Below are 11,893 nucleotides of genomic sequence, written 5' to 3' on the forward strand. Positions count from 1 at the left end.
TCTGGCTGGCGGCATCGCTCATCGCGGTATCCTTTTCATTCATGGTCATTGATCGGCCGATACGGCCAGCTGATCGGCGATACGCCCCAGACTTTCGTCGCGCCCGATCAGGACGAGCACGTCGAAGATACCGGGTGAGGTCTTGCGGCCGGTAAGCGCGGCGCGCAGCGGCTGTGCCACTGCGCCCAGTTTCACGCCCTCGGCTTCGGCGACCTCGCGTACCGCCGCTTCGAGCGCTTCCGTATCCCAGGTGGGAAGCGCGTCAAGCCTGGTATGCAGTGCCGCGAGCAGCTGACTGCCCTTGGCATCGAGCAGCGCGGCGGCTGCTTCGTCGAGTGATAAAGGACGCTTGGCAAACAGGAAGGTTGCGGCGTCGGCGAGTTCGTTGAGGCTGGCAGCGCGCGGTTTCAGCGCATGCATCGCGCGGGTCAGCAGCGCGCGATCGGCGTCGGATGCCTCGAACGGCAGCCGGGGGGCGGTGAGTTCGACCAGCCGATCGTCGCTCGCGGCGCGGATATACAGGCCGTTGAGGTTCTCGAGCTTCTTCTGGTCGAAGCGCGAGGGCGACTTGCCGACGCCGCCCAGATCGAACCATTCGATCGCCTGTTCGCGGCTGATGATCTCGTCGTCGCCATGACCCCAGCCGAGCCGCAGCAGATAGTTCGACAGCGCTTCGGAAAGCACCCCCATCTCGTCGCGATAGGTGTCGACCCCCAGCGCGCCGTGGCGCTTCGAAAGCTTCGCGCCGTCCGAACCGTGGATCAGCGGGATATGCGCATAGATCGGATCGGGCCAACCGCCCTCGACCGCATCCATCGCGCGGATCAGCGCGAGCTGGCGGAAGGCATTGTTGAGGTGATCGTCGCCGCGGATCACATGGGTGACGCCCATGTCGTGATCGTCGACGACGACCGCGAGCATATAAGTGGGGGTGCCGTCCGACCTAAGCAGCACGAAATCGTCGAGCTCGGCATTGTTGACCGTCACCGATCCCTGGACGCGGTCCTCGATCGTCACCGCGCCTTCGGTCGGCGCCTTGAGCCGTACGACGAAGGGCACGCCCTGGGGCGCGTCGGCTGCATCACGGTCGCGCCAGCGGCCATCGTAGCGCATCGGCTTGCCCGCGGCGCGCTGTTCCTCGCGCAATGCGGTCAGTTCCTCCGACGTCGCATAGCAGCGATAGGCGTGGCCGGCGGCCAGCAACTGGTGCGCGACCGCGGCATGGCGATCGGCGCGGGCGAACTGATAGACCTCGTCATCGTCCCAATCGAGCCCGAGCCAGCGCATGCCGTCGAGGATCGCCTCGATCGCGGGCTGGGTCGAACGTGCGCGGTCGGTATCTTCGATCCGCAGCAGGAACTTGCCGCCATGATGGCGGGCGAACAGCCAGTTGAACAACGCGGTGCGCGCGCCGCCGATGTGGAGAAATCCAGTCGGTGACGGGGCGAAACGGGTGACCACGGCAGCGTGCTCGGGGGCTTGGCAGATATCGGGTGTTGCGCCCACGCGCGGTTGCTCCCAGACTTGAAAAACGATGGCTTCACGTGCCGCGACCGCCCCTAGCATGCGTGTCGGCTCGCTTCAAATCGCGCCGGGGCCGCGCATTTCAAGGGCGAACCCGGCGATCGAGCGGTGGCTCGAGGCCGAGCGCGATCAATTGGTGCTGTGGCTGCCGGTGATGCTGGGGATCGGCATCGCGGCGTGGTTCCTGCTGCCCGACATCGCGCGCTGGAGCGCGTTCCTCTCGGCGTGCGGGGCGCTGGCGTTGGCGGGGGTGAGCGTCGCGAGGGGCGGTCGGTCGAGCCGTGCCATGCTGGTCGCCGGATGCGCGATGGCGGCGGGGTGCGGGCTCGTGTGGTCGCGCGCCGAGCGAGTCGCCGCGCCGGTGCTTTCTAGACCCGTGGTGGTGGCCTTTGCCGGTAGGGTTGAGCAGGTCGAGCCGATGCCCGCGCGGGAAATCGTTCGGCTGCGGCTGGCGGTGGTGGACGCTGCCGCACAGGGCTTGCCGCCGGTGGTGCGGGTGAACGTTGCCGAGCGCGATTTGCCGCAGGGGGTTGGGCGCGGGGCGGTGTTGTCGCTGCGGGCGCGGTTGATGCCGCCGGGGGCGGCGGTGGTGCCGGGGGCGTATGACTTCCAGCGGGTGGCGTGGTTCGGCGAGCTCGGCGCGACGGGTCGGGCGTTCGCCCCGATCACGGTGGTTGGGGCGGGCGAGGCGCCGGGGGCGGGGCTGCGCGAGCGGCTGACCCGGCATATCCAGGCGCGGATCGAGGGGAGCGCGGGCGGCATCGCCGCGGCGCTGGCGACGGGGGACCGCGGCGCGATCGACGAGGCCGATGACGAGGCGCTGCGGCGATCGGGGCTGGCGCATCTGCTGTCGGTGAGCGGGCTCCACGTCACCGCGGTGGTCGGCGCGACGATGCTGCTGGTGCTCAAGCTGCTGGCGCTCAGCCCGGTGCTGGCGCTGCGGTGGCGGTTGCCGATCGTCGCGGCCGGCGCGGCGGCGGGGGTGGCGGTGTTCTATACCTGGCTGACCGGTGCCGAGGTGCCGACGGTGCGGTCGTGCATCGCCGCGCTGCTGGTGCTGGGGGCGCTGGCGATGGGGCGCGAGGCGGTGACGCTGCGGCTGGTTGCGGCGGGGGCGACGATCGTGCTGCTGCTGTGGCCCGAGGCGCTGATGTCGGCGAGCTTCCAGCTGAGCTTCGCCGCGGTGACCGCGATCGTCGCGCTGCACGAGCATCGGGTGGTGCGCGGCTGGTTCCTGAAGCGCGAGGAGAGCCGGGGGGCGAGCCTGCTGCGCGGGCTGGCGTCGCTGCTGCTGACCGGATTGGTGGTCGAGTTCGCGTTGATGCCGATCGGGTTGTTCCATTTCCACAAGGCGGGGGTGTACGGCGCGCTCGCGAATATCGTGGCGATTCCGCTGACGACCTTTGTCGTGATGCCGCTCGAGGCGGCGGCGTTGGTGTTCGACTCGGCGGGGTTGGGGGCGCCATTCTGGTGGCTGGCCGAATGGGCGTTGCGCGCCTTGCTGTGGATCGCCCACACCACCGCCGATGCGCCGGGGGCGGTGAAGGCGTTGCCGTCGATGCCGCGGGCGGCGTTCGGGTTGATGGTCGCGGGCGGTATCTGGGTGGCGTTGTGGCGGACGCGGTGGCGGTGGCTGGGCGCGGTGCCGCTCGCGATCGGCGCGGGGTGGGCGGTGGCGACGCCGGGACCCGATCTGATCGTCACCGGCGACGGACGGCATGTGGCGGTTCGGACCGGCGATGGCGGGATGGCGCTGCTGCGCGATCGGGCGGGGGACTATGTCCGGGGGGTGCTCGGCGAGACCGGGGGGACCGATGCCGACTTGTCTGCGCTGAGCGACGATCCAAGGGCGCGCTGCAGCAGTGACCTGTGCCTGGTTCGGCTACCCGCCGAAGGTCGCACCTGGACCATCCTCGCAACCCGCAGCGGTTATCTAGTCCCGATCGCCGAGTTCGTCGCGCTGTGCCGTGCCGCCGACATCGCCATCAGCGAGCGGCGCTTGCCGCGTACCTGTACCCCGCGCTGGCTCAAGCTCGACCGTCCGATGCTCGCGCAAACCGGCGGGGTGGCGATCACGCTTTCGGGCGGGAAGGTTCGCACCGTCGCCGGCCGACCCAGCGACCATCCGTGGCGGCTGCCCCAAACGGTGCAGCCGCCACGTAGCTTCAATAGCGGCGGAGCAACCCGGCGAGCTTCCCCTGGACGCGGACCTGATCGGGGCGATAGCGCTGCGGATCGTAGGAGCGGTTCGCCGGATCGAGCCGAACCATCGCGCCTTCGCGGCGGAAATATTTGAGCGTCGCTTCGTGTTCGTCGACCAAAGCCACGACGATCTCGCCGTCGCGCGCGACTTCCTGGCGGCGGATCAGCGCATAATCGCCGTCGAGGATACCCGCCTCGACCATCGAATCGCCCGATACTTCGAGCGCATAATGTTCGCCCGCGCCGAGCAAGGCCGCGGGGACGGGGAGCATCTGTGCGCTCTCCATCGCCTCAATCGGCAGACCCGCGGCGATGCGGCCGTGGAGCGGAATTTCGATCACGTCATTGGCGGCGCGCGGCGCGGGGCTGGCTGCGCGCGAGGGTGCCGGTGGCGCGGAAGGCAACAAAAGCGACACTACGTCCCCCGTAGAATCTCCCTTTCCGCGCGCGGCAACGGGTCGCTCGGGCATGCGCAAGACTTCGAGCGCGCGGGCACGATTGGGCAGGCGGCGCAGGAACTGGCGCTCCTCCAAGGCCGAGATCAGGCGGTGGACTCCCGACTTCGATTTGAGGTCGAGCGCGTCCTTCATCTCCTCGAACGACGGCGAAACCCCGGTCTCGTTCAGGCGATCGGCGATGAAGCAGATCAGGTCGTGTTGCTTGCGCGTCAGCATCAGCGTTCTCCGTCGGGAACAGACGCGGAACGTGTAGGCAACAGCTCCCATCAAGTCAAGCTTGCCTTAACCGATCATCAGGACTTCCACCGAGTCGCCCGCGGCGGCGGCGGGGGCGTGCGGCGCGCGCAGGATCATGCAGTCGCTATGCGCGAGCGTGCGGAGCATCGAACTGTCCTGCCGCCCGGCCGAATGGACGACGCCGCCCTGGATCGTGGCGCGCAGGTGATCGGCGCGGTGGTCATTGGCGGGGAGCGGGCCGGCCAGCGGCAGATGGCGGGTGGCGAGCGGCAGCGTGCCCCCCGCCATCGCCACCACCAGCGGCTTCACGAAACGCAGCGTCGTGACGAACGCCGCGACCGGATTGCCCGGCAGGCCGATGACGAGCGTATCGCGGAGGCGCCCCGCGAGCATCGGCTTGCCCGGCCGCATCGCGATCCGCCAGAAATCGATTTCGCCGCCCGCCGCTTCTAGGGCTGGACGGACGAGGTCGTGGTCGCCGACCGAGGCACCGCCGGTGGTGATCAGCAGATCGGCGTCGACGCTCGCGAAGGCGGCCTCGATCGCCGCGCGATCGTCGGGGAGGATGCCGAGCTGCTCGATGCTGACGGGCAAGCCCGCAAGCATCGCGGCGACGAGGATCGAGTTCGATTCGGGCAGGCCGTCGGGCGGCACGGGCTGGCCCGGGGGGACGAGTTCGTCGCCGGTGGCGGCGATCGCGACGCGGATCGTGCGGCGGACGGGAAGCTCGGCATACCCCGCGATCGCGGCGAGCGCGAGCGCCGGCGGGGTGAGCCGGTCGCCCGCCGCGAGCAGCGCTTCGCCGGTGCTGAAGTCGAGGCCCGCGCGGCGGATGTGGCGGCCGACGCTGCCGGGGCCTTCGCCGTTGAGCGTCAGTTGGTCGCCATCGCGAGCGGCTTCCTCCTGGACGAGGATGGTGTCGGCGCCCGGCGGGAGCGGCGCGCCGGTGAAGATCCGCACCGCTTCGCCGGGGCCGATGGCAGCGGCAAAGCCACGCCCGGCAGCGCTTTCGCCAACCACCGCGATCGGGCCGGGGAGATCGGCGAAGCGAAGCGCATAGCCGTCCATCGCCGACAGGTCGCGCATCGGCTGAGTCCGCCTGGCGGCGATCGGTTCGGCGAGCCAGCGGCCCGCGGCCTGCGCCAGCGGGACGGTTTCGGCGGGGATCGCTGGAGCGAGCGCGCAAAGCCGGGCGAGCGCCTCGTCGAGCGAGATCATCGGGCCGGGCCGCCAGGGGCGGGAGCGTGCCAGTCACCCGACTTGCCGCCGCGCTTTTCGAGCAGCCGGACGCCGCCGATCGTCATCGCTTTGTCGAGCGCCTTGGCCATGTCGTAGATCGTCAGCAGCGCGACCGAGGCGGCGGTCAGCGCCTCCATCTCGACCCCGGTCTGCCCCGCGGTCGAAACGGTGGCGGTCGCGGTGACGCGATCGTGCGCGACGTCGAGCGCGATCTCGGCCTTCGACAGCGGCAGCGGGTGGCACAAGGGGATGAGGTCGCTGGTGCGCTTGGCCGCCATGATCCCCGCGACGCGCGCGACCGCGAGCACATCGCCCTTGGCGACCGCGCCCTGGCGGATCGCGGCGGCGGCATCGGGCGACATGGTGATATGGCCGGTGGCGATCGCGGTGCGCTGCGTCGTCGCCTTGTCGCCGACATCGACCATGCGCGCGGCGCCCGCCGAATCGAGATGGGTGAGGTGGGGCATGGCGCTGGGGTAGCGGGGTTCGGGGGTGCCGGGTAGGGGCGAGGACGCGATCGGACCGTCGCGCGGTCGGTCGGCGAGGCCCGGCCTAGATCGAGGTCGCCACCACATAGGCGCCCACCGCGATGACCATGCCGGCAAAGCCGCGCTCGAGCAGGTGCTTGCGCGTGGCAAGCGGGCTCGCCAGCAGCATCCCGATCGCGGTGCCGACCACGCCGCCGGCAACCAGCAACGCGGTGACAGGCCAATCGACCAGCCCCGATACGACATAGGAGGTCGCGGTCGTCAGCCCCAGCGCGGTGATGACGACGAGCGACGTACCGATCGCATAGGGCAGCGGCATCGCGGTGGCGAGGATCAGCCCGGGGACGATCAGGAATCCGCCACCAATGCCGAAAAAGCCCGCGGCGAGGCCGACGGTGAGGCCGATCGGGATCAGCCGGGGCAGCAGCGTCGCGGCGCTGTCGCGGGTCAGCCGGACGTTGGGAGCCTCGAGCGTGCGTCGCTTGCGCAGCATCGACAGCCCGACGCCGATCATCAGCACGCCGAACAACGCGAGCAATCGCTGGCCGTCGATCGCCTTGCCGATTTCGGCACCGATCGCCGCGCCGATCATCCCAGATGCGGCAAATACCGCCGCGCAGCGCCATTTGACCCGGCCGGCGCGGGCATGGCCGACGGTGCTGGCAAAGGCGTTGACCGCGACGGCGACAGCGGCGGTGCCGATCGCGGCATGCGCCGACCCGACCCCGACCCCATAGACCAGCAACGGCACCGCCAGGATCGACCCGCCGCCGCCGACCACCCCCAGGATCAGGCCGATCACTACGCCCGATCCCAGCGCAGGATGATGGTGCCGATATCCATGACGGCTTACCCGGCCGCGCGCCGGTTCCACGGCATCACGCCGAGGAGGCGGGCCATGCCGCACCAGCCGGTGGCGCCGGCAAAGGCCAGCCCCGCGCCGACGAACGCCGCCAGCGCGAAGAAGCCGGGTACGACATAGAGCCCGAGCAGCACGCCGGCGAGCACCAGCGCGCCCGCGGTGATCTGCACCTGGCGCATGATCTCGATCGGCTGCGAGCGATCGGCGATGACCGGATGCCCGGCGCCGCGCCAGCCATCGATCCCGCCATCGAGGACGAAGGCGGGGGCGTCGGCCGCAGCATGCGCGAGCAATGCCGCGTTGCCCGCGGTGCGCGCGCCCGAGCGGCAATGGAAGACGATAGGCTCGGCCCCTCTGGGCAGGTCGCCGACGCGGGCCAGCGGCAGGTGGATCGCGCCAGGAATGCGCAACCGCGCATGTTCATCGGCATTGCGGATATCGACGAGCCGCGCACCCGAATCGATGGCGGCGCGGGCGTCGGCGGGGGAAAGCGTCTTGATCGGCATCGGATCAGTCCTTGCAATATAACTGGTAGAGGGTGGCGAGCAGCGTTTCGACTCGCGGATCGGCGATCCGATACCAGAGCGTCTGGCTTTCGCGCCGGAAGGCGATCAGCCCTTCGTCGCGCATCTTGGCGAGGTGTTGCGAACACGCCGATTGCGACAGGCCGACGTCGCGCGCGAGGTCGCTCACGGTGACTTCGCCATGTTCGACGAGCTTGCACAACAACACCAGCCGCCGCGCATTGCCGATCGCCTTGAGCATGTCTGCGACCTCGGCGGCCTTGGTTTCGAACGCGGCCAGATCGAGCGGCGGCTTCAACATCGGTTCACTCCATTAGGTATTGCTAATGTAGTGCAGCTGCATATATCGTCAAGCAGCAATGGAGACGATCATGACCAAGCCCTTTATCGAGGCGTTTTTCGACACGCCGACCAACACGATCAGCTATCTGGTCGGCGATCCCGCCACCCATGCCGCCGCGATCATCGACCCGGTGCTCGACTTCGACGTCGCCAGCGGCATCGCCGACACGCGTTCGGCGAAGCGGATCCTGGCCTTCGCAGCCGAGCATGGCTGGCGCATCGAAATGGTGCTCGAGACGCATGCGCACGCCGATCACCTGTCGGCGGCGCCCTTTATCAAGGCGCATACCGGGGCGCCGATCGGGATCGGCGCGCATATTCGCGACGTCCAGCGCATCTTCCGTCCGGTGTTCGCGATGACCGATTTGAAGACCGACGGTTCGGACTTTGATCGTCTGTACGAGGATGGCGACCGCTTCGCGATCGGCGAACTGGCGGTCGAGGTGCTGCATGTCCCCGGCCACACCCCCGCCGACGTGACCTATGTGATCGGCGATGCCGCGTTCGTCGGCGACACGCTGTTCATGCCCGACTATGGGACCGCGCGGGCGGATTTTCCCGGCGGCGACGCGCGGACGCTCTATCGCTCGATCCGGCGGCTGCTGGCCTTGCCCGACGAGACGCGGCTGTTCCTGTGCCATGACTACAAGGCGCCGGGGCGCGAGGACTATCGCTGGGAAACGACGGTCGGCGAGCAGCGCCGGTCGAGCGTGCACGTGCATGACGGGGTAAGCGAGGAAGCCTTTGTCGCGATGCGCGAGGATCGCGACGCGGGGCTGGCGGTGCCCAAGCTGCTGCTGCCCTCGATCCAGGTCAATATCCGCGCGGGGCATTTTGCCGAGGCGACCGCGAACGGCGTGACCTATCTCAAGATACCCGTGAAATGGCGCGATGCCGACGACCAGCCCAAGGGCTGACGCAGTGGGGGCGGGCGCGGTGGGGGGCTGGCGCGGCGGGGGCTGGCGCGGCGAGCCTTACCCCACCATCGCCCGCGTCGCTGCTTCGACGTCGGCTTGGCGCATCAGCGCTTCGCCGATCAGGAAGCAGCATATCCCTTCGGCGGCCATGGCGTCGAGGTCGGCGCGGGTGGTGAGGCCGCTTTCGGCGACGAAGGTGTAGCCCGCCGGGGCCGAATGGACGAGTTCGTAGGTGCGCTGAAAATCAACGCTGAAGTCCTTGAGGTTGCGGTTGTTCACGCCGATGAGCTGCGACTTCAGCCGCAGCGCGCGCGCCATTTCTTCGGCATCGTGGACCTCGACCAGCACGTCCATCCCGCGCTCGATCGCCGCGGCCTCGATCTCGGCCATCGCGCCGTCGTCGAGCGCGGCGACGATGATGAGGATCGCATCGGCGCCGAGCGCGCGCGATTCGGCGACCTGCCAGGGATCGACCATGAAATCCTTGCGCAGGACGGGCAGGTCGCACGCCTGACGCGCGGCGACGAGATAGTCGTCATGTCCCTGGAAGCCGGGTTCGTCGGTGAGCACCGACAGGCACGCCGCGCCGCCCGCGGCATAGGCGCGCGCGTGCGCGGGCGGGTCGAAATCGGGGCGGATCAGGCCCTTCGACGGGCTGGCCTTCTTGATCTCGGCGATCAGCGCATAGCCATTGGCTGCCTTGGCATCGAGCGCGGCGCGGAAGCCGCGCGGCGCGGTCTGGGCGGCGGCGCGCGCGTCGAGATCGGCGATGCTCGCGCGGGCGCGGCGCGCGGCGACGTCGATGCGTTTGGCGGCAAGAATATCGTCGAGCATGGTCATACGCGGTCGATCCAGCGGGTGAGGAGGGCGGCGGCGCGGGCGCTGTCGATCGCTTCGGCGGCGCGCGCGGCGCCGTCGGGCAGGCTGTCGACGGTGCCCGCGAGCATCAGCGCGGCGGCGGCGTTGAGCAGGACCGCGTCGCGATAGGCGCCGGGGGTGCCGGCGAGCAGCGCGCGCAAGGCTTCGGCGTTTTCGGGGGCCTCGCCGCCGCGGATGCTGGCGAGCGGGTGGCGGGTGAGGCCGGCGTCTTCGGGGGCGATCCGCTCGGGCAACGCCGCGCTGCCGACATTGGCGACAATGCTGGGGCCGGCGCAGGAGAGTTCGTCGAGCGATTCCTCGCCCGCAACCACCGCTGCGGCCTCGATCCCGAGCAGGTCGAGTGCGCCGGCATAGACCGGCACATAATCGGGACGCGCGATGCCGATGAGCTGGCGCTCGACGCGCGCCGGGTTGGCCAGCGGCCCCATGAGGTTGAAGATCGTGCGGCGTGCGATCCGGCGCCGGACGGGGGCGAGGCGCTTGAGCGCGGGGTGGTGGTTGGCGGCGAAGAGGAAGGCGATGCCGAGCTCGTCGAGCGTCGCCTGCGCGCTCGCGGTCGCGCGATCTAGGTCGAGGCCGAGCGCTTCCAGCGTGTCGGCGGCGCCCGCCTTCGACGACGCGGCACGGTTGCCGTGCTTGGCGACCGGAACGCCGCACGCCGCGACGACTAGCGCGACCGCGGTCGAGACGTTGAGCGTGTGGTGGCCATCGCCGCCGGTGCCGCAGACGTCGATCGCGCCGTCGGGGGCGGTAACGGGGATCATTCGTTCGCGCAGCGCGCGCGCCGCCTCGGCAATCTCGATGCTGGTCTCGCCGCGTTCGCTGAGGCCGATCAGGAAGGATTCGATCTCGGGCTCCCCGACGCTGGCGTCGAGGATGGCGGCGAAGGCCTGCGCAGCGGACTCGTGCGACAGCGGGGAGTGGGGATCGGGGAGGGTCACAGCGTTTGTCATCATCCGTTCGCTTCGAGCGCAGTCGAGAAACCGCCGTCATCGCCCGGCCCGTGTTTCTCGACTTCGCTCGAAACGAACGGCAGGGGGAAGTACGATCCGGTCATGGGCGCGCTACCGGTTCGAGCCCCGCTTCGCGCAGAAAGTTCGCGAGCATCGCGTGGCCGTGTTCCGTCGCGATGCTTTCGGGGTGGAACTGGACGCCGTGGATCGGCAGCGTCGCATGGCGGAAGCCCATCACGCTCGAATCGGCGGCGGTGGCGTTGACCAGTAGCTCGGGCGGCGCGTCGGCGACGATCAGCGAATGATAGCGCGTCGCGGTGAAGGGCGAGGGGAGCCCGGCGAACATCCCCGTGCCGTCATGCTCGACCGGGCAGGTCTTGCCGTGCATCAGCCCGCCGCGCACCACCTTGCCGCCGAAATGCTGGCCGATCGCCTGGTGACCCAGGCACACGCCGAGCAACGGCTTGCCGAGGTCGGCGCAGGCGGCGACCAATTCCAGGCTGATGCCGGCCTCGTTGGGGGTGCAAGGGCCGGGCGAGATCAGGAATGCCTGGGCGTTGGTGGCGATCGCTTCGCGCGCGGTCAGCGCGTCGTTGCGCTCGACGCGGACCTCAACCCCCAGCTCCATCAGATAATGGACGAGGTTCCAGGTAAAGCTGTCGTAATTGTCGATGACGAGGATCATGGATGCCCACTTAGCGCGATTGCCCGGCGGCGCAATCGCTGGGCTTTCGTTCAGCTATCGGCAACCTTGGCGGCGCGAAGGTCGTTGGGGCCATATGGAGATATCGATGAATCGCTGGATGTTGCTTGCCGCCGTGATCGTGGCCCCGCTGCCCGCGCTGGCGCAGGACGCGCGCGAGCCCGGCCGCCCGCCGCAGCGCGTGCGCAATGTCCAGCTGGTGGGCGACGAGAAATGCCCTCCGGCGGTGGGCGACGAGATCGTCGTGTGCGGCCGGATCGACCCGGGCGAGGTCTATCGCATTCCCGAAGAATTCCGCGAGCGGCCCGCCAATCCGGCGAACACCGCATGGGGCGTGCGCGCCGAGCAGATGATGCAGGACAATCGCGCGGGGCTGCCCGACAGCTGTTCGCCGGTGGGGACCGGCGGGCAGACCGGGTGCAATGCACAATTCATGGACAATTGGCGCGCGCAGCAGCGTGATCAGCGGCGGCGGGATAATTTGATCCCCTGACCCTAAGCCCCGTTCGTTTCGAGCGTAGTCGAGAAACGAGGCTGAGGGTGGGGTCGGCGGTTTCTCGACTAC

12 protein-coding genes and 1 pseudogene are annotated in these 11,893 nt (G+C 69.4%); 3 read left to right on the forward strand and 10 right to left on the reverse strand.

Features of this window, described 5'->3' with window-relative positions:
- Window positions 1–45 precede the first annotated feature (45 nt).
- A complete protein-coding gene (gltX, locus tag OKW76_RS02090) occupies window positions 46–1,566 on the reverse strand; it encodes a glutamate--tRNA ligase (protein WP_265550691.1) in 1,521 nt (506 codons plus the stop codon).
- Here gltX and OKW76_RS02095 point away from each other — a divergent pair.
- A pseudogene (locus OKW76_RS02095) lies at window positions 1,565–3,700 on the forward strand (ComEC/Rec2 family competence protein); the annotation flags it as partial. The gene gltX and the pseudogene OKW76_RS02095 sit on opposite strands and share 2 nt — an antisense overlap.
- On the opposite strand, the gene lexA reads toward OKW76_RS02095, so the two are convergent.
- From lexA to OKW76_RS02125, 6 genes are all read right to left on the reverse strand, one after another.
- Window positions 3,690–4,400, reverse strand: coding sequence for a transcriptional repressor LexA (lexA, locus tag OKW76_RS02100; RefSeq protein ID WP_265550693.1), 711 nt, complete (start codon window positions 4,398–4,400; stop codon window positions 3,690–3,692). The pseudogene OKW76_RS02095 and the gene lexA overlap by 11 nt on opposite strands.
- Before the next feature lie 66 nt (window positions 4,401–4,466).
- Window positions 4,467–5,639 carry a molybdopterin molybdotransferase MoeA gene (locus OKW76_RS02105; protein ID WP_265550695.1) on the reverse strand — a complete coding sequence of 391 codons (1,173 nt, stop codon included), beginning with the start codon at window positions 5,637–5,639 and terminating at the stop codon, window positions 4,467–4,469.
- Window positions 5,636–6,127, reverse strand: a complete 492-nt coding sequence (gene moaC / locus OKW76_RS02110) for a cyclic pyranopterin monophosphate synthase MoaC (RefSeq protein WP_265550697.1) — start codon at window positions 6,125–6,127, stop codon at window positions 5,636–5,638. The genes OKW76_RS02105 and moaC overlap by 4 nt, the downstream gene beginning before the upstream one ends.
- Window positions 6,128–6,212: 85 nt before the next feature.
- Complete coding sequence (locus OKW76_RS02115; RefSeq protein ID WP_322740109.1) at window positions 6,213–6,950, reverse strand: sulfite exporter TauE/SafE family protein; 738 nt, start codon at window positions 6,948–6,950, stop codon at window positions 6,213–6,215.
- Window positions 6,951–6,997: 47 nt separating this feature from the next.
- Window positions 6,998–7,516 (reverse strand): rhodanese family protein, encoded by a 519-nt coding sequence (locus OKW76_RS02120; protein ID WP_265550700.1) that lies wholly within the window; start codon window positions 7,514–7,516, stop codon window positions 6,998–7,000.
- A 4-nt stretch (window positions 7,517–7,520) separates the two neighbouring features.
- Window positions 7,521–7,835 (reverse strand): ArsR/SmtB family transcription factor, encoded by a 315-nt coding sequence (locus tag OKW76_RS02125; RefSeq protein WP_265550702.1) that lies wholly within the window; start codon window positions 7,833–7,835, stop codon window positions 7,521–7,523.
- A gap of 70 nt (window positions 7,836–7,905) precedes the next feature.
- Here OKW76_RS02125 and OKW76_RS02130 point away from each other — a divergent pair, with 70 nt between their 5' ends.
- A complete protein-coding gene (locus OKW76_RS02130) occupies window positions 7,906–8,793 on the forward strand; it encodes an MBL fold metallo-hydrolase (RefSeq protein ID WP_265550704.1) in 888 nt (295 codons plus the stop codon).
- Window positions 8,794–8,850: 57 nt separating this feature from the next.
- Here OKW76_RS02130 and trpC read toward each other — a convergent pair whose 3' ends face one another.
- The 3 genes from trpC to OKW76_RS02145 form a co-directional block, all read right to left on the reverse strand.
- A complete protein-coding gene (trpC, locus tag OKW76_RS02135) occupies window positions 8,851–9,633 on the reverse strand; it encodes an indole-3-glycerol phosphate synthase TrpC (RefSeq protein WP_265550706.1) in 783 nt (260 codons plus the stop codon).
- The gene (gene trpD, locus OKW76_RS02140; RefSeq protein ID WP_265552718.1) at window positions 9,630–10,625 is read right to left on the reverse strand and encodes an anthranilate phosphoribosyltransferase; all 996 of its coding nucleotides are present in this window, start codon (window positions 10,623–10,625) and stop codon (window positions 9,630–9,632) included. Before trpD ends, trpC begins: the two co-directional genes overlap by 4 nt.
- Before the next feature lie 100 nt (window positions 10,626–10,725).
- Window positions 10,726–11,310, reverse strand: a complete 585-nt coding sequence (locus tag OKW76_RS02145; RefSeq protein ID WP_265550707.1) for an anthranilate synthase component II — start codon at window positions 11,308–11,310, stop codon at window positions 10,726–10,728.
- A 106-nt stretch (window positions 11,311–11,416) separates the two neighbouring features.
- Between OKW76_RS02145 and OKW76_RS02150 the strand changes: the two genes are divergently transcribed.
- Complete coding sequence (locus OKW76_RS02150) at window positions 11,417–11,821, forward strand: hypothetical protein (RefSeq protein ID WP_265550709.1); 405 nt, start codon at window positions 11,417–11,419, stop codon at window positions 11,819–11,821.
- The last annotated feature ends 72 nt before the right edge of the window (window positions 11,822–11,893 follow it).

The sequence above is a fragment of the Sphingomonas sp. S1-29 genome (assembly GCF_026167545.1).
Taxonomy (GTDB): Bacteria; Pseudomonadota; Alphaproteobacteria; order Sphingomonadales; family Sphingomonadaceae; genus Sphingomonas.

Excerpts from the sequence above, each read along its gene's own strand:
- OKW76_RS02150 (WP_265550709.1), top strand. The coding sequence starts at position 11,417 with ATGAATCGCTGGATGTTGCTTGCCGCCGTGATCGTGGCCCCGCTGCCC.
- OKW76_RS02125 (WP_265550702.1), bottom strand. The coding sequence starts at position 7,835 with ATGTTGAAGCCGCCGCTCGATCTGGCCGCGTTCGAAACCAAGGCCGCC.
- lexA (WP_265550693.1), bottom strand. The coding sequence starts at position 4,400 with ATGCTGACGCGCAAGCAACACGACCTGATCTGCTTCATCGCCGATCGC.
- OKW76_RS02120 (WP_265550700.1), bottom strand. The coding sequence starts at position 7,516 with ATGCCGATCAAGACGCTTTCCCCCGCCGACGCCCGCGCCGCCATCGAT.
- gltX (WP_265550691.1), bottom strand. The coding sequence starts at position 1,566 with ATGCTAGGGGCGGTCGCGGCACGTGAAGCCATCGTTTTTCAAGTCTGG.
- OKW76_RS02145 (WP_265550707.1), bottom strand. The coding sequence starts at position 11,310 with ATGATCCTCGTCATCGACAATTACGACAGCTTTACCTGGAACCTCGTC.
- trpD (WP_265552718.1), bottom strand. The coding sequence starts at position 10,625 with ATGACAAACGCTGTGACCCTCCCCGATCCCCACTCCCCGCTGTCGCAC.
- trpC (WP_265550706.1), bottom strand. The coding sequence starts at position 9,633 with ATGACCATGCTCGACGATATTCTTGCCGCCAAACGCATCGACGTCGCC.
- moaC (WP_265550697.1), bottom strand. The coding sequence starts at position 6,127 with ATGCCCCACCTCACCCATCTCGATTCGGCGGGCGCCGCGCGCATGGTC.
- OKW76_RS02105 (WP_265550695.1), bottom strand. The coding sequence starts at position 5,639 with ATGATCTCGCTCGACGAGGCGCTCGCCCGGCTTTGCGCGCTCGCTCCA.
- OKW76_RS02130 (WP_265550704.1), top strand. The coding sequence starts at position 7,906 with ATGACCAAGCCCTTTATCGAGGCGTTTTTCGACACGCCGACCAACACG.